Origin of the sequence: Paenarthrobacter sp. 2TAF44, from assembly GCF_052114885.1 — a bacterium.
GTDB lineage: Bacteria > Actinomycetota > Actinomycetes > Actinomycetales > Micrococcaceae > Arthrobacter.
This window is the reverse complement of sequence record NZ_JBFRFP010000020.1, coordinates 38,155-59,439: the sequence shown is the minus strand read 5'-3', so window position 1 is coordinate 59,439 and position 21,285 is coordinate 38,155. Positions and strand designations below refer to the sequence as shown.

Sequence of the window (21,285 nt, the reverse complement as noted above, 5' to 3'; positions counted from 1 at the left end):
TCCGGGCAGGCCCTGCTCATACTGGCGGTCTTGGGAACAAGTCACCGGACCGGATTCCGAATGTGGATCGGCTTCCGGCCATGTTCATTCTCTCACACCCCTGCACATTCGAAGCGTAGGAGACTGTGTCGCACGGTGGGGAAAGTGCCTGTACAAGCTGGGGACCATGTCCAGCCTCCGGCGTTACAATCCTCACAAGAGCCGTTCCCGGACCGGCCGGGTCATTGTCGAAAAGGATTGCGTCCGCGATGCCAAGCACCGCCAGGGGAAACCTGGCCAATCAAGCCTCCACCCCTGCAGGTGGAAAGATCACCGAGCCAGGATTGCAGCGCGCGGCCGGTCCTGATTCCCTGCCTAAAGCAGTGCAAAACAAGCCATTTGCGTGGCTCCTGCTGATCACCGGCTTCATCGGCTGGCTGGCTTCCGGGGCATTGGTCCTTGAGAAGCTGGCAGTGCTCAAAGACCCCAACCACATCACGCTCTGCGATGTGAATCCGTGGGTTTCCTGCGGAGCCGTGATGCAGACACCGCAAAGCTCCGTTTTCGGGTTCCCCAACATGTTCATCGGGATCGTTGCCTTTGCGGTGATCATCACCACTGCCATGGGACTCCTGGCCGGGGCCAAGTATTCACGCAGCTACTGGCTGGGCCTGCAGGCAGGTGTAACCCTTGGATTCGTTTTTGTTGTGTGGTTGTGGTCTCAGGCCCTGTATGTCATCAACGTGCTGTGCCCTTACTGCATGGTGGTGTGGGCAGTCATGATTCCCATGTTCGTCTGGGTGACCATCCGCAACATCTCCCATGGAGTCATCAAAGCCCCGCCAGCGCTGGCCAAGATCCTGGGTGACTCCGGATGGATCATTGTGGCACTGCTGTACGTAGCTGTGATCGCCACGATCTTCTTCGCCTTCATCCACGTCTTCGCCGGTACCTCGGGCTACTAAAACAACTCCGCGAGATGACAGTTAAGGCCAATGTTCATGGTGAACATTGGCCTTAACTGTTATGTCGGCGAGGGTGTCGTTAGCCGGCGAACCAGATCTTGATCTCACGCTCGGCGGAGTCAACGGAGTCCGAGCCGTGCACGAGGTTCTGCTGGACTGCCAGGCCCCAATCCCGCCCGAAGTCGCCTCGGATGGTGCCCGGCGCGGCAGTAGTGGGGTCGGTAGTGCCCGCCAGGGAGCGGAAGCCTTCGATCACGCGGTGGCCTTCGAAGACCGCGGCAATGACCGGGCCACTGAGCATGAATTCCACCAGTGGTTCGTAGAACGGCTTGCCCACGTGTTCTTCGTAGTGCTGCTCCAGCAGCTCGCGGGTCGCGTTGACCTTCTTCAGCTCAGCCAAGGCGTAGCCCTTGGCTTCGATCCGGGCGAGGATGCTTCCGCTGAGGTTGCGGGCGACGCCGTCGGGCTTGATCAGGACAAGGGTCCGTTCAATGCTCACAGTTGCTCCAATGTGATGGGCGGGTGGGTTTCCCAGCCAGTTTACGGGGTTTCCGGACCTGCCTCGTCACTGTGCGTTGCATCCCATTCAGCCTGTTCCCGGTCCCGTTGAGCCACTTCACGGTCGATCCGCATCCCCGTCCGGATTCCGTACCACCAGCAGATGGCGAAGAGGACGCCCACGATGAACATCATGGGCTCGGCGATCCCAGTCAGGATCAACAGGAGCTGCAGCCCCCAGCCCAGGCCGATTCCCCATGGCTTGGACAACACGGCACAGGCCAGAACGAGGACTACGCTGAGCGTGATGCCGACGCCCAGGATGATTCCAGGAGGCACTTCGCCTCGCTTTAAGCCAAAGACCACCAACGTGCCGAAGAAGGCAACGAAGGCTTCAAGCAACAGCACGGTGGAAGCGAACATCACCTTGGTGGACCGGCGCTTTTTGGGCATGCCGGGGCGCCATTCACGCTGGGCCTTGGTCAGCCTTGCCACGGTCAGGCACCTTCCTTGCCAAGCAGTATGCGTGCCTCGGCCACCAGGGTGATGGAACCGGTGACAAGGACGCCGCCGGAAAGGTCATCATTGGACTCGGCGCGTTCAACGGCCCATTCCAGGGCATCATCAAGTTTCTCGGCGATGTGGACGTTGTCCTCGCCAAAGCCAAGATCGACGGCGAGTTCGGCCAGTTCCGCTGCAGGGACGGCCCGCAGCGAGTTGGACTGGGTGAAGCAGAACTCCTCGGCCAGGTCTCCGAGCTGCTCCTTCAGGGTCTTCAGGATCTCCTCGGCGTCCTTCTCCCGGAGTACTCCCACGACCACCACGAGCTTGCCGAAGCTGAAGGCCTCATGGATGGCCTCCGCAGAGACGCGGATCCCTTCGGGGTTGTGGGCGGCATCCACCACGATGGTCGGTGCTGTCCGCACCACTTCCAGGCGGCCGGGGGACGTCACATTGCCGAAGGCTTCTTTCAAGACATCTATATCGAGCTCTTTCTCTCCTCCACCGAAGAACGCCTCCAGTGCTGCTACAGCAACGGCCGCATTCTCTGCCTGGTGCGCACCATGCAGAGGCAGCAGGAGGTCCTCGTAGCGACCCGCCAGGCCTTGGACGGTCAGCACTTGTCCGCCCACCGCAACGCTGCGCGACTCCACACCAAACTCAACACCCTCGAAGCGGAACGGGACGTCCACCTCGCGGGCCTTTTCCAGCAGGACCTGGGCAGCGTCCACCGGCTGGGCAGCGCTCACCAGGAAACCACCCGGTTTGATGATCCCGGCCTTCTCATAGGCGATGTCCTCGGTGGTGTCGCCCAGGAGATCCGTGTGGTCCAGGGAGATCGGCGTGATGACAGAGACTTGGCCATCGCCCACATTGGTGGCATCCGTAATGCCGCCGAGGCCAACTTCCATGACCGCCACATCCACCGGCTGGTCAGCGAAAATCGCGAAGCCAAGGATCGTCACGCACTCAAAGTATGTGAGCCGGGGCTGGTTCTCAGCTATGAGCTCGTTGTCCACGATTTCCAGGTACGGCCGGATCTCATCCCAGATCCGAACAAACGTCGCATCTGATACGGGCTCACCATCAATGCTGATGCGCTCGGTGACTTTGGAAAGGTGCGGGCTGGTGTAACGGCCTGTGCTCAACCCGTGCGCACGAAGCCCGGCCTCAATCATGCGGGCCGTGGAGGTCTTGCCGTTGGTTCCCGTGATGTGGATGATCGGGAAAGCCTTGTTGGGCTCCCCCAGCACGTCCATGGCCCTGAATAGCGGTGCCAACCGGGGTTCCATCTTGTTTTCAGGTGCACGGCCAAGAAGTTCGGCGTACACACTTTCCACTGAGAATTCGTCAGTCATGATTCAGGCCCCTGCCTTTGCTACGGTGACGCGCGGTTCCTCGGCGCTGGAGAGAAGAACTTCCAATTCCAGGGACAGCGTCTCGGTCTTGACGAGCTCAGCGTTGGCTTCCAAGGCATCAACAACGTCCTGCTGTGCCTGGACAGACGTGCGGATGCGGTCGCTGACATTCAGTCCAGCATCCTTACGTGCTTGCTGGATGGAACGAACCATGTCACGGGCAAGTCCTTCCGCAGCAAGCTCAGGAGTGACTTCGGTGTTCAGGACGACGAATCCCCCACCCGGCAGCACCGAGACGGCCTTCCGGGCGGCAGCACCGCCGTCGGACGTTTCTCCGACCACAGTCTCCAGGCTGTATTCATGCGGCTCAAGCTCGAGTCCCCCGGCCACCACCGCGCCTGAATCGTTCACGGACCAGTCGCCTGACTTGGACCCCTTAATGGCCTGCTGCACGTTCTTGCCCAGGCGCGGACCGGCAGCCCGGGCGTTGACCACCAGTTTCTGCTCGATGCCGAACTCCTCCGGCGAAGCCGAAGCAGCGTCCAACAAGCGGACGGAGCGAAGGTTCAGTTCATCAGCGACGACGGCGGCGAAGCCTTCCAGCGCATCTGCACCAGGTGCCACCACAGTCAGTTCCTGGAGCGGCAGGCGGACCCGCAGGTTCGCGGCCTTGCGCAGGCTTGAGCCGGTGGAGCAGATCTGCTGCACGCGGTCCATGGCCTCCACGAGCTCTGGGTTGGAGGGGAACAGTGAGGCATCAGGCCAGTCAGCCAGGTGCACAGAGCGGCCGCCTGTCAGCCCGCGCCAGATCTCCTCGGTCACCAGCGGCAGCAAGGAAGCCGAAACGCGGCACACAGCTTCGAGGGCGGTGTACAAGGCGTCAAAGGCATCAACATTCTCGTCGAAGAAGCGCTGACGGCTGCGGCGGACGTACCAGTTGGTCAGCATATCCAGGTAGCTGCGCAGTTCATCGCAGGCCCCGGAGATGTCGTAGCTGTCCAGGCTGGCAGTGATGTTCCGGACCAGGTCTCCTGTGTTGGCCAGAAGGTATTGGTCCATCGTGTCGGAGTAGCCGTCATAGCGCAGCTTTGCCTCATAGCCCGAACCGCCGTTCGAAGCGTTCGTGTACAGCGTAAAGAAGCTGTACACGTTCCACAGCGGCAGGATGACCTGGCGAACGCCGTCGCGGATGCCCTGCTCGGTGACCACCAGGTTGCCGCCGCGAAGGATCGGGCTGGACATCAGGAACCAGCGCATGGCGTCGGAGCCGTCACGGTCCAGGACCTCGGAAACGTCCGGATAGTTCCGCAGGCTCTTGGACATTTTTTGGCCGTCGGAGCCCAAGACGATGCCGTGGCTGATGACGTTGCGGAAAGCGGGACGGTCAAACAGCGCCGTGGACAGGATGTGAAGCATGTAGAACCAGCCACGGGTCTGGCCGATGTACTCCACGATGAAGTCCGCAGGGTTGTGGGTGTCGAACCATTCCTCGTTCTGGAACGGGTAGTGCACCTGACCGTAGGGCATCGAGCCGGAGTCGAACCAGACGTCCAGGACGTCCTCGACGCGGCGCATGGTGGACTGTCCTTCTGCGGGCGTGCGGGGATCATCCGGGTTGGGGCGCGTCAGCTCATCGATGAAGGGCCTGTGCAGGTCCACTTGTCCTTCATTGTTGACCGGCAGGCGGCCGAAGTCCGCTTCAAGGTCAGCCAGCGAGCCGTAAACATCGGTACGCGGGTACTCGGGGTCATCGGACTGCCATACCGGAATCGGCGAACCCCAATAGCGGTTACGGCTGATCGACCAGTCGCGGGCGTTGTCCAGCCATTTGCCGAACTGGCCATCCTTGACGTTGCCCGGGATCCAGTTGATCTCCTGGTTCAACTCGGACATGCGGTCCTTGAACTTGGTGACCTCCACATACCAGGACGATACGGCTCGGTAGATCAGCGGGTTCCGGCAACGCCAGCAGTGCGGGTAGCTGTGCTCGTAGCTGGCCTGGCGGACCAGGCGGCCGTCCGCGCGGAGTACCTGCGTGATGGGCTTGTTCGCATCAAAAACCTGCAGTCCCACGATGGAGGCCAGTTCTCCGTGCGCAAACAACGGCAGGAACTTCGCGCCCTCGTCCACGGACAGGACAACGGGAATGCCGGCGTCTTCACAGACCTTCTGGTCATCCTCACCATAGGCCGGGGCCTGGTGGACAATGCCCGTACCGTCAGTGGTAGTCACGTAGTCAGCTACGAGGAAGCGCCAGGCGTTCTGGGTGCCGTACTTCTCGGCGTCGGCGAAGTCGTTCCAGAGCGGCTCGTACTCAAGCCCCGCCAACTCTGCGCCTGTGTGGGTGGAAACAACGGCGGCAGTTGCGGCCTCTGCGTCGTCGTACCCCAAATCCTTGGCGTAGGTCCCCACAAGGTCAGCGGCCAGCAGGAAGCTGCCCGAGACCGGCGCTTCGGCAGAAGCAGCTTTGACGCCATTCGGACCGGCGGGCAGGACGGCGTAAGAAATCCCAGGCCCGACGGCGAGCGCCAGGTTGGTGGGCAGCGTCCAGGGCGTGGTGGTCCAGGCAAGGGCCTGCACGCCTGCGAGCGCCTGGGAGAGTTCAGACGAACCCGCCTTGATGGGGAACGTCACAGTGACGGTCTGGTCCTGGCGGTTCTTGTAGACGTCGTCGTCCATGCGGAGTTCATGGTTGGAGAGCGGGGTCTCGTCCTTCCAGCAGTAGGGGAGCACGCGGTACCCGTTATAGGTGAGGCCCTTCTCATGCAACTGCTTGAAGGCCCACAGCACTGATTCCATGTACTCGACGTTGAGTGTCTTGTAATCGTTGTCGAAGTCCACCCAGCGCGCCTGGCGGGTGACGTAGGCCTTCCATTCGTTGGCGTACTTCATCACGGAGGCGCGGCAGGCGTCGTTGAATTTATCGATGCCCATGGCTTCGATCTGGGTCTTGTCAGTCATGCCCAGCTGCTTCATGGCTTCCAATTCAGCGGGGAGCCCGTGCGTGTCCCAGCCGAAGCGGCGTTCCACGCGCTTTCCGCGCTGCGTTTGGTAGCGCCCTACAAGGTCTTTGGCGTAACCAGTGAGGAGGTGGCCGTAGTGCGGGAGGCCGTTGGCGAAGGGAGGGCCATCGTAGAAGACGAATTCGTTGCTGCCGTCTTTGCCTGCATCACGCTGGTCGATGCTTGCCTGGAAGGTGCCGTCTTCATCCCAGTACTTGAGGATGCGCTCTTCGATTTCCGGGAACTTCACGGAAGCGGACACGCCGTGCGTGCCTGAAGGAGACGCTGAGGCCTTGGGGTAGTGGGTCATCTCATATCCTGTGATAGCTGGTTGACTGTCAGGATGCGAGGACGGCTTCAGTGTTTGCTGTTGCCGCGGTACCACCTCACTTACCGATACCTTGGCGCCCCTTGGTGCGGGAAACTTCCGGTTCCGGCCTCTCATTACTGCTGTGACGGGCTTACCCGTCCGGTTCTACTGGGCGCTTGGCACCTTTGCGGTGGTCAGTGCTGTTCTTCCGGAAGCTCACCGGTGATGGCCGGGTCAACGCTGGTCTCCCAAGTCTAGCGGCAGGAGAGCCCGGTGCTCCACTCGCAGGATCATCCTTCGGGTGGACAAGCTGGATGCCCTCGGCTGCATAGACTCGACACCATGACCAACCCCGCCCCTGTCCTTCCGGCCGCACGCCCGGTAAAACTCTGGTTGGGTGGCCAGGCATCCCCAATATGGTCGGTGCTGGCTCTGCTCTTGGTGTTGCCGGTGGCAGGAATGTCCCTGTTCAGGGCGGTCCCCACGGAGTGGACGCTGGTGGTTGTTCAACTGTTGTCGTTCACCCCGTGGATGGCGCTGCCCTCGGCCCTGGCGATGGTCCTTGCGTTGGTGGGGCGTCGCCTATGGGTCATCATCACGACGGCGGCCCTGCTGGCTCTCCAGCTGTTCTGGTTGTTTCCGCTTGACGTTGGAAGGGAAACCGTTCCTGCCGGGACCGCGACTGTTTCCCTGAAGGTGATGAGCCTCAACACTGAATACGGTGAGGCTGACGCAAGTGCCATCGTGAAGCTGGTTCGAGACAACGGGGTCCAACTCTTGACCCTCCAGGAACATACGCAGGGGCTGGAAGACCGTCTGCGCTCCGAGGGCCTGGAGTCGTTACTGCCGAACCTTCTGAGCGAGCCCAACGACGACGCTTCCGGTGGCGCCGTGTATTCCGTGTTTCCTTTGCAGCCGGAGGGCCTCCTACCTGATACACCGTTCCGGATGGACGTCACGCGGGTCCTCATCACAGATCCGGTCAGCATCACCGATCCGGGCAGCTCCAAGGCCACGTTGAACCTCACGAACGTTCATGCTCTGCCCCCGGTTGATGAGCGGATCCAGCAGTGGCGCAGCGACCTCGTCCAGGTTGCCCGACAGGCCTCCCGTCCGGGACATCACCTGCTGATGGGCGACTACAACTCCACCTACGATCACTCCGAGTTCCGGGCCTTGCTCGACCCCGCACTGGGCGGTGGACAGGACGGCAAAAAGCTCGTCGACGTCGGAACAGCCTCAGGCGGGCGGTTCTCTCCCACTTGGCCAATGGAGGGACCACCTCTTCCGGGAATCGTGATCGACCATATGGTTACCTCGCCCCGGATCAGCAGCAGCGGCTACGGAGTCCACCAGGTTTCCGGTTCTGACCATGCCGCCATTGTGGCAACGCTGGTTATCCCCGCCAATTAGAAGGTGCCGTGTAGAAGGTGCTGTGCTTTAGCTGTCCTTGCGGATGAGCTTGTGGTTGGCCGCCTGCGCAACAGGGCGGATAACGATCTGGTCCAGGTTGATGTGGTGTGGCAGCGAGACTGCGTAGTTGACGACGTCGGCCACATCCTCTGCCGTGAGGGGCTTTTCGACTCCGGCATAAACCTTTGCGGCTGCGTCCTTGTCGCCCAGCCGGTTGAGGGCAAATTCCTCAGTGTGGACCAGTCCCGGTGCTACCTCGATAACCCGGATGTTGTTACCCACTTCTTCCAGCCTCAGGGCGGTGGTCATCGCGTGCTGGGCAAACTTTGCCGCGTTGTATCCGGCGCCGCCTTCGTAAGCGGCCAGTCCGGCGGTGGATGTCAGGTTCAGGACAGTTCCTTCCCCGTCCTCCCTCAACATCGGAAGGAATGCCCGGGTGATTTTCATGGTGCCCAGGACGTTGACCTGGTACATCCACTCCCAATCCTCAGTATCGGCGTTCGCGATCGTGTCCGCGCCCCGGGCACCGCCGGCAATGTTGATGAGGGTATCGGCTCCCCCGGCTTTGGAAACAGCCTGCAAAAGGGCTGCCACGTCGTCGTCGCTGGTGATGTCAGCCGCGAACGGAATGGCGCCGGTTTCGGCACCCAGCGCGCCCAACCGATCGGCCCTGCGGGCAACCGCAAAGACCTTCCAGCCTGTGGAGGCCAGCGCCCGCACCGTAGCCTCGCCAATGCCCGTGCTCGCGCCGGTTACTACTGCCGTTTTGTTCTGTACTGGATGAGCCGTCTGTGCTGCCAAAGTCATGGCACCACACTATCCGCAGGCCTCAAGCATCTGCTCGGCCGAGCAGGAAGTCGCGTAACACCGCGGCATGGTTGACCTGCGGATCCCGTGCGGCATAAAGCAGGGTGACCCGCGGATTCGACGCCGCCAACTCCAGCAAGGTCGGAACTGCGGGATTTCCGTCCAACTCAGCCTCGTACTGCTGCCTGAAATCGGCGAATCGTTCCTGCATGTGGGCGAACCCGGTCCGCAACGGCGGCGATGGGGCAACGTCCTTGAGCCAAAGATCCAAGTGGGCTTTGTCCTTGGACACCCCGCGCGGCCAGAGACGGTCCACTAAAACCCGGAAGCCGTCGTCGTCAGTGGGTTCATCGTAGATGCGTTTGAGGACGAAAACGCTTTGATGGCCAGCCATGACGGCATGCTACGGCAAGCCGCCGGCCTGGGCCATGAAACAATTGACCCATGGCTGAATCAACGCAGGGTACAGACACGCCCGCCACCGCCCCCATCAACGTTCCCGACAAACCGGCCCTTGAAGGCCTGGAGGCCGCGCTGACGCAGCGCTGGCTGGACGAAGGAACCTACAAGTTCAATCCGGACACCACCCGGGAACAGGTCTACTCGATCGACACTCCCCCGCCGACCGCCTCGGGCTCCCTGCATGTGGGGCACATGTTCTCGTTCACCCAGACGGACGTCCAGGCCCGCTACATGCGCATGACCGGAAAGAACGTCTTCTACCCCATGGGTTGGGACGACAACGGCCTGCCCACCGAGCGTCGCGTCCAGAACTACTACGGTGTGCGCTGCGATCCCGCCATCCCCTACAACGCCGACTACCGCCCTCCCGCACAGCCTGCCAAGAACCAGCGCGATTTCGACGTCGTTTCCCGGCAGAACTTCATCGAGCTGTGCGAGGAACTCGCTGTTGAGGATGAGAAAGTCTTCGAGAACCTCTTCCAGACCCTCGGTTTGTCCGTGGACTGGGACCTGACCTACCGCACCATCGACGACACCTCCCGTGCGGTGTCCCAGCGAGCCTTCCTCGCCAACCTCTCTGCCGGCGACGCTTACATGGCCGAGGCGCCCACGCTGTGGGACGTTACCTTCCGCACCGCCGTTGCCCAGGCTGAGCTGGAGGACCGCGAGGTTGCCGGCGCGTACTACCGCTACCCCTTCTTCACCGAAGACGGCGAAAAGATCTTCATCGAAACCACGCGCCCGGAGCTTCTTGCCGCCTGCGCTGCCCTGGTGGCAAACCCCGACGACGAACGGTACAAGCCGCTCTTCGGCAAAACAGTGAAATCCCCGCTGTTCGATGTAGAGCTTGAAGTCAAGGCCCACCCGCTCGCCAAGGCGGACAAGGGTTCCGGCATTGCCATGGTCTGCACCTTTGGTGACCTCACCGACGTCACCTGGTGGCGTGAACTGCAGTTGCCTACACGCGCCATCATGGGCCGCGACGGCCGCATCATCGCCGAAACCCCGGAATGGATCACCACCGACGCCGGCAAGGAAGCCTACGCTGCGATCGCCGGCAAGACGGCTTTCTCCGCTAAAGAAGCAGTCGTAGAGCTCCTCACTGCAGCAGACCTGTTGGACGGCGAACCAAAGAAGATCACGCACCCTGTGAACTTCTTCGAAAAGGGCGACAAGCCCCTGGAGGTCGTGACCTCACGCCAGTGGTATATCCGCAACGGCGGGCGAGACGAAGAACGCCGCGAACGCCTGATCGGCCGCGGCCAGGAAATCGCCTTCCACCCCTCCTTCATGCGCTCCCGCTACGAGAACTGGATTGCAGGACTGAACGGCGACTGGCTCGTATCGCGCCAACGCTTCTTCGGCGTGCCCATCCCCGTCTGGTACCCCCTGGATGCGCAGGGCAACCCGGACTACGACCACCCCATCCTGCCCCCGGACGACATGCTCCCCGTGGATCCCGCCGCAGATGCAGCCCCTGGCTTTGAGGAAGCGCAGCGCGATCAGGCCAACGGCTTCACAGGTGACGCGGACGTCCTGGACACCTGGGCCACCTCCTCCCTTACCCCGCAGATCGTGGGTGGCTGGAGCCGTGACGAGGAACTGTTCTCAAAGGTCTACCCCTTCGACCTCCGCCCCCAGGGTCACGACATCATCCGCACGTGGCTGTTCTCCTCCGCTGTCCGTGCCGATGCCCTGCAGAAGAGCGCGCCTTGGAAGCACGCAGCTATCTCCGGATGGATTCTTGACCCGGATCGCAAAAAGATGTCCAAGTCCAAGGGCAACGTGGTTGTCCCCACGGACGTCCTGAACGAGTTCGGCTCAGACGCCGTCCGCTACTGGGCAGCTTCGGCCAAGCTCGGCGCAGACACGGCGTATGAGATCGCGCAGATGAAGATCGGCCGTCGGTTGGCCATCAAGCTGCTCAACGCCTCCAAGTTCGTATTGAACCTTGGCGCCACCGAAAACTCTGTGGTGTCCAGCGATCTCTCCGTGCTTACCAATCCGCTGGACCGGGCGCTGCTCGCTCAGTTGTCGGACGTCGTGGCCCAGTCCACCAAGGCCTTCGAAAACTACGACTACGCCCGGGCACTGCAGATCAGCGAGTCATTCTTCTGGCAGTTCACTGATGACTACGTCGAGTTGATCAAGGACCGCGCCTACGGTGCGGCCGGGGACTCGGAGCAAGCATCCGTGCTGGCTGCCCTGGCCACCACCTTGGATTCCTTGCTGCGCCTTTTCGCGCCGTTCCTGCCCTTCGCAACCGAAGAGGTGTGGAGCTGGTGGCGCACTGGCTCGGTTCACCGCGCCCAGTGGCCGGCCGCACTGGAAATCGCCGACGGCGACACCACGATGCTTGGCACTGTTGGCGTAGCACTGAGTGGCATCCGCAAGGCCAAGTCCGAGGCCAAAGTGAAGCAGCGCACCGCAGTACTCTCGGCCTCCATCACGGCCAATGAAATGCTGGTTGCACAGTTGAAGGCCGGACTCGGAGACCTGAAGGCCGCCGCTAACGCCCAGGAGATTGCACTCCAGTCCGGCGAGGGTGAGCTGACGGTCAGCGACGTCGTCCTGGCACCAGCAGAAGAAACGCCCGCCGTCTAGAATTTTTGGGCAAAGGGGAAGCCCCATCAGCGTTTTGCCGTTGGTGGGGCTTCGACTTTTCGGCTGTCTGGTGACGGCTTGACAGTCTGGCGGAATCCTCGGAATTTCAGGTCTTACTACCTCGTCACTGGTAGCTTGCTTCCAACTTTGCCAAAGGCTGCGTTGGTTGCATATCACTGAATCTTTGGTTTCCGTGTCCCTCTTCTTTCGAAGTGGGTAAGAACCATTGTGGTCCCGCCCGGGTCCATGCACAAGGGGCCCGGCAGAACTACAATCCTGTAGTTCTACGGGGCCCTTTCGCATAGCTTTTCCTGCAGCCGGGGCAAAGCTATGGCAGAGTATGGTCATGCCGGAACTTCCCGAAGTGCACGGCCTGTGCACGTATCTGGACACCCAGCTCCACGGAGCTGTACTGAACAGCGTCCGCATTAACTCCATCGCCGCCCTGAAGACCGCTGATCCGCCATACAGCGCACTTGAGGGCCGGAGCATCCAGGGCACGCAGCGCTTCGGCAAGTTCATTTGCCTCGATGCTGACGGCCTGTTTTTCGTTTTCCACCTGGCAAAAGCTGGCTGGGTCCGCTATACGGAGCATCCCTCATCAGCAGGGTTGCGCATGGGCAAGAGCAATATCGCGGCCAGGCTACTGCTGCACCGGGAGTCCGACGATGCCCATATCGGCCTTGACCTGACAGAAGCCGGCACCAAGAAAAGCCTCGCCATCTACGTGGTCCGGGATCCCTTGGATGTTCCTGGAATCGCAACCCTGGGCCCTGAGCCGCTCAGCCCCGATTTCGACGAAGAAGCCTTGGCAGCAATCCTGAGGTCAAGCTCCCAACAGATCAAGGGGCTTCTCCGCAGCCAAAGTGTTATCGCAGGGATCGGCAACGCCTACAGCGACGAGATTCTGCACGCTGCCAAAATCTCGCCCTTTGCCATCGCCAAGACGCTCGACGGCGAAACGGTGCAGCGGCTCTACGATGCCATGCAGGAAGTTCTGGTGGGTGCCGTCAACGCGGCAGCCGGAAAGCCTTCCAGCGAGCTGAAGGACACCAAGCGAAGCAATTTCAGGGTGCATGCCCGGACCGGGCTGCCGTGCCCTGTTTGCGGAGATACAGTGCGTGAGGTGTCCTTCGCCGACACCTCACTTCAGTACTGTGCCACCTGCCAAACCCATGGAAAGATCCTCGCGGACCGGCGCACATCACGCTTCCTGAAGTAGGGCGCTGAACCCCAGCCAGTTGAATCCCGGGCTTTCCCTAGTTGAACTCAGGGCTTTCGGTGCGGCTGCGCTTGAGTTCGAAGAAGTGTGGGTACCCGGCTAGGGTTACCGTGGCATCCCAAAGCTGTCCCGCCTCTTCGCCCCTCGGAATCCGGGTGAGTACCGGGCCGAAGAAGGCCGTGCCATTTACGGCGACCACGGGTGTTCCGACATCCTGGCCCACCAAGGAGATGCCGGCCTCGTGACTGGCTCGCAGCTTGGCGTCGTACTCCTCGGAGTCCGCGAAGCGTGCCAGCTCAGCAGGAAGGCCTACCTCTGCCAGCGCTTTCTGGATCACGGAACTGCGGTCCTTGTTGCCTTCATGGTGGATCTGCTCCCCCATGGCGTCGTACAACGGCTTAATATAGCTGCTGCCATGGAGCTCCTGGGCAGCAATGATCACGCGAACAGGACCCCAGCTGTCGTCCATCATTGCCCTGTAATTCCCGGGAAGGTCACGGCCCTCATTCAGGACGGACAAGCTCATGACATGCCATTCGGTCTCAATACCACGCACTTGTTCCACCTCGCCGATCCAGCGCGATGTGATCCATGCGAAGGGACAAACGGGATCGAACCAGAAATCGGCTTTGTTGACGGGCTGCTCAAGCAAATTCTGTTCAGGCAAATTCTGTTCGGGCACAGGAAACTCCTTGAAAGAGTGAAAACGGGCGTAGGGCAAGGCGGATTCAGTGAACCGCCGCTTACTAGGCCAACGGGTGGCTAGGCCGACTTATTCCGGCGCTTCGCTACGACGTCGTGGCCAATCATGGTCGGCTGTGCCTTGTTTTCCACGACATCAGCGGTTATGACCACAGTTGCGATGTCATCCCTGCTCGGGAGATCAAACATGACGGGCAGCAACACTTCTTCCATGATGGCCCTCAAGCCGCGGGCGCCGGTGCCGCGCTCAAGAGCTTGGTCTGCGATGGCATCCAACGCGTCGTCGTCGAACTGCAGCTCCACACCATCCAACTGGAACATCTTCTGGTATTGCTTCACCAAGGCGTTCTTGGGAGTGGAAAGGATCTGAATCAACGCAGGACGGTCGAGATTCGAGACCGTGGTGATCACCGGCAGGCGGCCGATGAACTCCGGAATGAGTCCGAACTTCAGCAGGTCCTCGGGCATGACTTCACCGTAGGTGTCCACGTTGTCCCGGACCTCATTCAGCGGCGCCCCGAAGCCGATGCCCTTGCGCCCGGACCGGGAACCGATGATGTCCTCGAGACCGGCAAATGCGCCTGCCACGATGAAGAGCACATTGGTGGTATCGATCTGGATGAATTCCTGGTGCGGATGCTTACGTCCACCCTGGGGCGGCACGGAGGCGACCGTGCCTTCGAGGATCTTCAGCAGGGCCTGCTGGACTCCTTCGCCGGAGACATCCCGGGTAATCGAGGGGTTCTCGCTCTTGCGTGAAATTTTGTCGATCTCGTCAATGTAGATAATGCCTTGTTCGGCTTTCTTGACGTCGTAATCGGCGGCCTGGATGAGCTTGAGCAGGATGTTCTCAACATCCTCGCCGACGTAGCCTGCCTCCGTGAGCGCAGTGGCATCGGCTACAGCGAAGGGCACATTCAGCCTCCGTGCGAGCGTTTGCGCCAAGTACGTCTTGCCACAGCCGGTTGGGCCAATCAGCAGGATGTTGGATTTGGCGATCTCCACATCCTCGTGATGAGGTCCCTCACCAAGGCTGCCGGCCTTGGGAGCATGGCCGGCCTGGATGCGCTTGTAGTGGTTGTACACGGCAACCGCCAGCGACCGCTTGGCAGGTTCCTGACCGATGACGTATTCCTGCAGGAAATCGAAGATCTCACGGGGCTTGGGGAGTTCGAAGCTGCCAAGGTCCGAAACTTCCGCAAGTTCTTCTTCGATGATCTCGTTGCAAAGCTCGATGCACTCATCGCAGATGTAGACACCGGGCCCGGCAATCAGCTTCCGTACCTGCTTCTGGCTCTTTCCGCAGAAAGAACACTTCAGCAGATCCGTGCTCTCGCCAATCCGAGCCATGTGGGAATCCCTTCGTTACATGCGGGTGATGCGGCACCGGGCCGTACTTAAGTGTGCAGCGTGGCCGGGGTTGGCACCACCGTGACACCATCCACTCTAGGTCACAATGGGCTGCTTGGGTGGAAACAGAACGCCGGTGCGGTTCATATTTCGCGAACCGCACCGGCGTCGATTTCCGTATGCTACCGGGCGATTGCCTGGGGCTTGATCTTGCGGGAGTCCAGCACTTGGTCGATCAGGCCATAGCTCATGGCCTCGGCCGCGGTGAGGATCTTATCGCGCTCGATGTCGTTGTTGACCTGTTCGGACGTGCGGCCCGAGTGGTGTGCCAAAGTGTCCTCAAGCCATGTACGCATGCGCATAACTTCAGCAGCCTGGATCTCGAGGTCGGATGCCTGGCCGCCCTGGCCGCCGGACAACGCCGGCTGGTGGATCAGCACGCGTGCGTTCGGCAGTGCCAGCCGCTTGCCGGGAGTTCCCGCTGCAAGCAGGACAGCAGCCGCACTGGCTGCCTGGCCCAGGCACACCGTCTGGATCTCCGGACGAATGTACTGCATCGTGTCGTAGATCGCCGTCATGGCCGTAAACGATCCGCCTGGCGAGTTGATGTACAGCGTGATGTCGCGGTCCGGATCCGTCGATTCAAGGACCAGCAACTGGGCCATGATGTCATCGGCAGAAGCGTCGTCAACCTGGACGCCGAGGAAGATGATGCGGTCCTCGAACAGCTTGGTGTACGGGTCCTGGCGCTTGAAGCCGTACGGTGTGCGCTCTTCGAACTGGGGCAGGACGTAGCGGCTGGTTGGGAGATTACCGGCAGACCATCCGAAGTTGTAGTTCATGTCATTACTCCTGGGGGTTTCAGTGGTTCTTGGTGCCGGTTAGTTTTCGGAGCCTGGCTCGGAGTTCGACTGGTTGGCCGTTCCACCGCCACCAGCTACCGAGCCTGCGTGAGCCGAGATCTTATCGAAGAAGCCGTACTCCAAAGCCTCTGTGGCCGTGAACCATTTGTCGCGGTCATTGTCCTTGAGGATGGTCTCCACAGTCTGACCTGTCTGTTCAGCGGTGAGTTCCGCCATGACCTTCTTCATGTGCAGGATCAGTTCGGCCTGGATCTTGATATCCGAGGCAGTGCCACCGATTCCACCGGAAGGCTGGTGCATGAGGATACGGGCGTTGGGGGTGGCGTAGCGCTTCCCCTTGGTCCCGGAGGAGAGCAGGAACTGCCCCATGGAAGCAGCCAGGCCGGTGGCAACAGTGACAACATCGTTGGGGATGAACTGCATGGTGTCGTAGATGGCCATGCCGGCCGTCACGGAGCCACCGGGTGAGTTGATGTAAAGGTAGATGTCCTTCTCGGGGTCTTCAGCCGAGAGGAGGAGCAGCTGGGAGCAGATGGCGTTGGCGTTCTCGTCACGGACTTCAGAGCCAAGCCAGATGATGCGCTCTTTCAGCAGGCGGTTGTAGATGTAGTTGTCCTGGGCTGCGGGATCGACAGTTGCCATCCGGGGAGCCTCTGATTGCTGTGACATAAGTACTTACCTCTCGCTGGTGCCAGTGACCTCACTGAACTTCACTACTTGGACACTAACCGTTTTCACTGAGGATTTGTTCGCCGGAATCGCGCTGTTCGCTGACGGCGCACGATTGAAGCAGGCCCGCGGATCCGGCGCCCTGATTGTTTGAGGGCTTGTCCGTTCAGGGCTTAAAACAAACCGACCCCGGATCACTGATCCGGGGTCGGTAGATGCGTTATTGACTAGAACTTCACGGCTGCGGGGTCATCGCTGGCGACAACATCCGCTTCCTCGCCGCTTTCGACAGGTGCAGCCTCATCGGCAGCAACTTCGCCGGCAGGGCGGACGAAATCGCTCAGGTCAACCTTGTTGCCTTCAGAGTCAACGACCTCGGCCTGGCCCAGCACAACGGCCAGTGCCTTGCGGCGGCGTACCTCGGAAACCATCATGGGGACCTGGCCGCTCTGATCGATGATCTGGGCGAACTGGTTCGGATCCATGCCGTACTGGCTTGCGGTGCTGACGATGTAGTCGATCAGCTCGTTCTGGCTGACGTCAACTTCTTCCTTGTCCGCAATGGCGTCAAGGATGACCTCGTTCTGGAAGGCGCGCTCAGTGTTTGCCTTGACCTCGGCGCGGTGCTCCTCGGTGTCGTGGTCACCTTCGCCGTGGGCGTTCTCCGGGTTGAAGTGAGCTTCGATCTGCTCTTCGACAACCGAAGCCGGAACCGGGACCTCGACGAGCTCTACAAGCTTGTCCAGAACCTTGTCGCGGGCCTCAACACCCTGTCCGACGACCTTGGAATCTGCAGCCTGCTTGGCGAGGTCCTCGCGGAGCTCATCAAGGGTGTCGAATTCCGAGGCCAGCTGTGCAAAGTCGTCGTTGGCTTCAGGAAGCTCGCGCTCCTTGACGGCCTTGACAACAACCTTGACCTGGGCTGCCTCGCCGGCGTGGTCGCCGCCAACGAGTGTGGTGTCGAAGATTGCTTCTTCGTCTGCGGACAGGCCGGTCACGGCCTCGTCCAGGCCCTCAAGCATGGTGCCGGCACCAACCTGGTAGGACAAGCCGGAGGCCGAGTCGATTTCTTCGCCATCGATCGTTGCGGTGATGTCGATCGTGAGGAAGTCCTCGTTCTGGGCGGGACGCTCCACGGACTTCAGCGTGCCGAAGCGGCCACGCAGTTCGTCCAGGGCCTTGTCGACGTCTTCGGAGGAGGACTCAGCCGCAGCAACCTCAACCTTGATGCCTGCGTAGTCCGGCAGTTCGATCTCGGGGCGAACGTCAATTTCCACCTGGAACTTAAGCTCGCCATCGGTTGCGGACGGGTCCGGAACCTCAGTGATCTCAACTTCGGGACGGCTCAGGGGGCGAACACCCGTTTCCTGGACAGCGGCCTGGTACCAGCCGTTGAGGCCATCGTTGATGGCGGTTTCCAGGACATAGCCACGACCAACACGCTGGTCAATCAGCTTGGACGGAACCTTGCCCTTGCGGAATCCGGGGACCTGGATCTGCGAAGCAACAGTCTTGTAAGCGGCATCGATGCTCGGCTTCAGTTCCTCAAAGGGAACCTCAACGTTGAGCTTGACCCGCGTGGGGGTGAGGTTCTCGACAGCGCTCTTCACAGTCTAAGTACTCCTGATTTTGTGGGTATGGGGTTCTGCCGCATCCCTGAGGCGGACACGAAACACAGAGTCGGGGTGACAGGATTTGAACCTGCGACTTCCTGCTCCCAAAGCAGGCGCTCTAGCCAAGCTGAGCTACACCCCGAATGCACAGGACAGTCTACGGGCAAGCAGGCCCTGAATGCACATTTGACACCGACGCCGGAATTAGGTTTAGTTGTACCCGGCTTGAACAGCCACCGGGAAGATGTCCTGAGCGAGTGATCCATACAGGGATCGCACAGGAGATCCATTCGGGGACGTAGCTTAATGGTAAAGCCTCAGTCTTCCAAACTGATTACGCGGGTTCGATTCCCGTCGTCCCCTCCAGTAAAAAGCCCTAATCCTCGGATTGGGGCTTTTTCGTTGTTGCAGCCGACGCTACACCTGGCAGCCAGGGCACCAGTAAAGTTTGCGGGCGCCGATTTCGGCCATGCCTACCAGCGTTCCGCAAGCGCGGCAGGGCTGCCCTTCGCGCTTATAGACAAAGTGGGCATCGGCGTCGGGCGCTAAGGCGCCGTTACCGGTCCATAGCGCTGGCGGCGTGGTGACAATCCGGCCGTCGCGTACGCCGTCGGACATTGCAAGGACGGCGTCATCCCACAACTTGCCCGCCGTCTCGGCATCAATCGTGTTTCCGGGAGTCCATGGATCCACAGCCTGACGAAAGAGGACCTCGGCACGATAAATATTGCCGACCCCGGCCAGCACCGATTGATCCATCAACAGCAAAGCCACGGCCGTCTTGCGGCGTCGCAACCGACGGACGAACTCGTCCCGGTCCCCCGGGCGGTTACGCAGCGGATCAGGACCCAGCCGGCCCAGTACGCCTTCGGCTTCATGGGACGTAACAGCGGCGCAAGTGGTGGCGCCACGAAGATCGGCCCAGCCGTTGTCCGACACCAGGCGGGCGCGGACTGCACCCACCGGGGCGGGAGGCCCGGTGTACTCCACGTCAGCACCGGGCTCCACCTCAGCAACGGATGAGGCAGTCTCGCGCTCACCGATTCGGCGAGGCGCGCCAATGCTGGACGCCCCCGTGAAGGAGCTATCGCCGCCAAAGCTCCAAGCGCCATAAAGACCAAGGTGAACGTGGAGGAGAAGATCGTGATCGAACCTGAGGAACAGCTGCTTTCCGTGGGCAACAGCTTCAACCATCACATGACCGCTCAGAAGCTCGGCACCTGCCGTGAATCGCCCCTGTGGACTGGAAACATCCAAACGCCGGCCGCCAAAAACATCGTGGAATTGGCGGGCCAGCCTATGGATGGAGTGCCCCTCAGGCACTACTCGACGATCTCGCCGGTGGTCTCGTAAGCCGCAATCTTGCCGATACGGCGGATGTGGCGTTCATCATTGCTGAAAGGTTCCTGCAGGAAGGCCTCAATGAGTTCGGTTGCTTCTTCCACCGTATGCTGGCGGCCGCCAACGGCCACTACGTTGGCGTCGTTGTGCTCGCGGGCGAGCTTGGCGGTTGAGAGGTTCCAGGCCAGCGCGGCACGCACACCCTTGACCTTGTTGGCGGCAATTTGTTCACCGTTTCCTGAACCACCCAGAACGATGCCCAGCGCGTGCACGCCTGCTTGCTGGTCAGCCACCACTGCAACTCCTGCATTGATGCAGAAGGACGGGTAGTCATCCAGTGCGTCATATTCCTTGGGTCCGTGGTCCACAACCTCGTAGCCCTTGGCCGTGAGGTGGCTGACCAGGTGGGCGCTGAGTTCCATGCCGGCGTGGTCGGTGGCGATGTGGACGCGGGGTGTAGTCACGGGAAGTCCATTCTTTCTGGCGCGCCGGTACGGCACCTGGCCGGGCGCGGCGGTGTGGGATGCGCTACCTAGGTTACCGCGCCCCGGGTTGCTGGGGTTGCCCGCCGTGGTGGGCCCGCTCGGCAGCCCGGTTCAGGATACCGGCGAGTTCGTCCGCGGTTGCCGTAGTCCCTGCACTGAGCGCAACCCTTCCTCCATTAAGTTTCCTTACTACGACGGCCGGTCCGCTGCTGACCAGCATCGCTGTTGCGTCGTCATGATGCCGCCAACCCCATCCACCAAAGTCTGCGGCTTTCACGTCAGCTGGAGCTGCTGCCGCGATGTCGACGGCGGGAACGGTCAGGACCCGCACTATGCCGCCTGCGAAGACCTGCAGCCCTCCCCTGTCAGCCCGGACGCGGGCGAAGAGGAAGCCTGCACCAACCATCGCCACTGCGGCCACCAAGGCTCCCAGCCATGGGACGGCTATCGCGATCAGCGCGGCTGGAAACAACGTGGACACGATGATCATGATGAAAACTGAACTGCGGGCATGGACCCACATGCGCAGCGTATCCCTTGCGAGGTCCGGGTCCGTGACGTGCAAACGTGCGGCCTCAAGGGCTTCGTCATCCTCCCGCGTCCACCGGGGATCCGGTTTGAAGGCGAACATGAGGACGACTCCCAAGGACACGGCCGCACCACTGCCCATGGCGAGGACGATCGGATCAACGTGGGAAGCGCGCGCGTCCTCCAGTCCCGATTGTCCTACCAGCCCGGCAGCCAGCACTGTTGTCACGAAGAGGCTCACCATGAGGCCAAGGCCCATCATGACCCTGCGCATGACCACCGGTCGTGATAGCGGTACGGCCTGCAGGAAGGCGACCCAACCGAAAAAGGTGATCATGGCCGCGCCGCCGGCTACATAGGCGCCGAAGGGAGCAAAGGCGCTGCCGCCGTCGGCGTTCCACATGACTGCTACGGGATCAGGAAGATCGTTTCGCACCATCTGTGCGCATACGACGAAACCTGTGGCCAGCAGCAACGGAAAGGCGAGTGCAAACCTGAGTGCGCGGATATCAAGAGACTCCCTGAACGTTCCCATGGTTCAAAGCTACTCCGTGGCGGCGACACTGTGGTGGCACCTCCTTGCCATCGGCGCGTGGAGTGAAAGAATGGCTTC

General features: G+C 61.0%; 19 protein-coding genes and 2 tRNA genes. 6 read left to right on the top strand and 15 right to left on the bottom strand.

Going from position 1 to position 21,285, the window contains the following annotated elements; translation table 11 throughout:
* The first annotated feature begins 248 nt into the window (after positions 1 to 248).
* On the top strand, positions 249 to 944 hold the full coding sequence (locus tag AB4Z15_RS18420; protein WP_442018407.1) for a vitamin K epoxide reductase family protein: 696 nt from the start codon (positions 249 to 251) through the stop codon (positions 942 to 944).
* A 79-nt stretch (positions 945 to 1,023) separates the two neighbouring features.
* On the opposite strand, the gene ndk is transcribed toward AB4Z15_RS18420, so the two are convergent.
* From ndk to ileS, 4 genes are read right to left on the bottom strand one after another with little or no spacing between them, the layout of a single operon-like run.
* On the bottom strand, positions 1,024 to 1,443 hold the full coding sequence (gene ndk, locus AB4Z15_RS18415) for a nucleoside-diphosphate kinase (RefSeq protein ID WP_216925485.1): 420 nt from the start codon (positions 1,441 to 1,443) through the stop codon (positions 1,024 to 1,026).
* 41 nt (positions 1,444 to 1,484) lie between these two features.
* The gene (locus AB4Z15_RS18410; RefSeq protein WP_442018406.1) at positions 1,485 to 1,937 is read right to left on the bottom strand and encodes a DUF4233 domain-containing protein; all 453 of its coding nucleotides are present in this window, start codon (positions 1,935 to 1,937) and stop codon (positions 1,485 to 1,487) included.
* Between the two features lie 2 nt (positions 1,938 to 1,939).
* Positions 1,940 to 3,301: a bifunctional folylpolyglutamate synthase/dihydrofolate synthase gene (locus AB4Z15_RS18405; protein WP_442006143.1), complete on the bottom strand. Its 1,362-nt coding sequence runs from the start codon at positions 3,299 to 3,301 to the stop codon at positions 1,940 to 1,942.
* A 3-nt stretch (positions 3,302 to 3,304) separates the two neighbouring features.
* Positions 3,305 to 6,613 (bottom strand): isoleucine--tRNA ligase, encoded by a 3,309-nt coding sequence (gene ileS, locus AB4Z15_RS18400; protein ID WP_442018405.1) that lies wholly within the window; start codon positions 6,611 to 6,613, stop codon positions 3,305 to 3,307.
* Between the two features lie 342 nt (positions 6,614 to 6,955).
* Between ileS and AB4Z15_RS18395 the strand changes: the two genes are divergently transcribed.
* Positions 6,956 to 8,026: an endonuclease/exonuclease/phosphatase family protein gene (locus AB4Z15_RS18395; RefSeq protein ID WP_442018404.1), complete on the top strand. Its 1,071-nt coding sequence runs from the start codon at positions 6,956 to 6,958 to the stop codon at positions 8,024 to 8,026.
* Between the two features lie 27 nt (positions 8,027 to 8,053).
* Here the strand turns inward: AB4Z15_RS18395 and AB4Z15_RS18390 are convergent, their stop codons facing one another.
* Positions 8,054 to 8,833 carry an SDR family oxidoreductase gene (locus AB4Z15_RS18390; RefSeq protein WP_442018403.1) on the bottom strand — a complete coding sequence of 260 codons (780 nt, stop codon included), beginning with the start codon at positions 8,831 to 8,833 and terminating at the stop codon, positions 8,054 to 8,056.
* A 22-nt stretch (positions 8,834 to 8,855) separates the two neighbouring features.
* Entirely contained in the window at positions 8,856 to 9,227 is a 372-nt protein-coding gene (locus AB4Z15_RS18385) for a DUF488 domain-containing protein (protein WP_442006147.1), read from the bottom strand.
* A gap of 50 nt (positions 9,228 to 9,277) precedes the next feature.
* On the opposite strand from AB4Z15_RS18385, the gene valS reads away from it, so the two are divergent.
* Positions 9,278 to 11,899, top strand: coding sequence for a valine--tRNA ligase (gene valS / locus AB4Z15_RS18380; RefSeq protein WP_442018402.1), 2,622 nt, complete (start codon positions 9,278 to 9,280; stop codon positions 11,897 to 11,899).
* Between the two features lie 346 nt (positions 11,900 to 12,245).
* Entirely contained in the window at positions 12,246 to 13,121 is an 876-nt protein-coding gene (locus tag AB4Z15_RS18375) for an Fpg/Nei family DNA glycosylase (protein WP_442018401.1), read from the top strand.
* Between the two features lie 37 nt (positions 13,122 to 13,158).
* Here the strand turns inward: AB4Z15_RS18375 and AB4Z15_RS18370 are convergent, their stop codons facing one another.
* From AB4Z15_RS18370 to AB4Z15_RS18355, 4 genes are all read right to left on the bottom strand, one after another.
* Positions 13,159 to 13,803: a mycothiol-dependent nitroreductase Rv2466c family protein gene (locus AB4Z15_RS18370; protein WP_442018400.1), complete on the bottom strand. Its 645-nt coding sequence runs from the start codon at positions 13,801 to 13,803 to the stop codon at positions 13,159 to 13,161.
* Between the two features lie 80 nt (positions 13,804 to 13,883).
* The gene (gene clpX / locus AB4Z15_RS18365) at positions 13,884 to 15,173 is read right to left on the bottom strand and encodes an ATP-dependent Clp protease ATP-binding subunit ClpX (protein ID WP_442006151.1); all 1,290 of its coding nucleotides are present in this window, start codon (positions 15,171 to 15,173) and stop codon (positions 13,884 to 13,886) included.
* A gap of 182 nt (positions 15,174 to 15,355) precedes the next feature.
* Positions 15,356 to 16,015, bottom strand: a complete 660-nt coding sequence (locus AB4Z15_RS18360; protein WP_216925476.1) for an ATP-dependent Clp protease proteolytic subunit — start codon at positions 16,013 to 16,015, stop codon at positions 15,356 to 15,358.
* Positions 16,016 to 16,054: 39 nt separating this feature from the next.
* A complete protein-coding gene (locus AB4Z15_RS18355) occupies positions 16,055 to 16,678 on the bottom strand; it encodes an ATP-dependent Clp protease proteolytic subunit (protein ID WP_275964122.1) in 624 nt (207 codons plus the stop codon).
* Positions 16,679 to 16,730: 52 nt separating this feature from the next.
* On the opposite strand from AB4Z15_RS18355, the gene AB4Z15_RS18350 reads away from it, so the two are divergent.
* The gene (locus tag AB4Z15_RS18350) at positions 16,731 to 16,859 is read left to right on the top strand and encodes a hypothetical protein (RefSeq protein ID WP_442006152.1); all 129 of its coding nucleotides are present in this window, start codon (positions 16,731 to 16,733) and stop codon (positions 16,857 to 16,859) included.
* 73 nt (positions 16,860 to 16,932) lie between these two features.
* On the opposite strand, the gene tig is transcribed toward AB4Z15_RS18350, so the two are convergent.
* Together tig and AB4Z15_RS18340 are read right to left on the bottom strand one after the other, a co-directional pair.
* Complete coding sequence (gene tig / locus AB4Z15_RS18345; RefSeq protein ID WP_442006153.1) at positions 16,933 to 18,315, bottom strand: trigger factor; 1,383 nt, start codon at positions 18,313 to 18,315, stop codon at positions 16,933 to 16,935.
* A gap of 70 nt (positions 18,316 to 18,385) precedes the next feature.
* A tRNA-Pro gene (locus AB4Z15_RS18340) sits at positions 18,386 to 18,460 on the bottom strand.
* A gap of 150 nt (positions 18,461 to 18,610) precedes the next feature.
* Here AB4Z15_RS18340 and AB4Z15_RS18335 point away from each other — a divergent pair.
* Positions 18,611 to 18,684: transfer RNA gene (locus AB4Z15_RS18335), tRNA-Gly, on the top strand.
* 51 nt (positions 18,685 to 18,735) lie between these two features.
* Here the strand turns inward: AB4Z15_RS18335 and AB4Z15_RS18330 are convergent.
* The 3 genes from AB4Z15_RS18330 to AB4Z15_RS18320 form a co-directional block, all read right to left on the bottom strand.
* Positions 18,736 to 19,641 (bottom strand): Fpg/Nei family DNA glycosylase, encoded by a 906-nt coding sequence (locus tag AB4Z15_RS18330; RefSeq protein ID WP_442018399.1) that lies wholly within the window; start codon positions 19,639 to 19,641, stop codon positions 18,736 to 18,738.
* Positions 19,641 to 20,123, bottom strand: a complete 483-nt coding sequence (locus AB4Z15_RS18325; protein ID WP_223933158.1) for a ribose-5-phosphate isomerase — start codon at positions 20,121 to 20,123, stop codon at positions 19,641 to 19,643. Before AB4Z15_RS18325 ends, AB4Z15_RS18330 begins: the two co-directional genes overlap by 1 nt.
* A 73-nt stretch (positions 20,124 to 20,196) precedes the next feature.
* Positions 20,197 to 21,207: a hypothetical protein gene (locus AB4Z15_RS18320; RefSeq protein ID WP_442018398.1), complete on the bottom strand. Its 1,011-nt coding sequence runs from the start codon at positions 21,205 to 21,207 to the stop codon at positions 20,197 to 20,199.
* Positions 21,208 to 21,285: the final 78 nt, after the last annotated feature.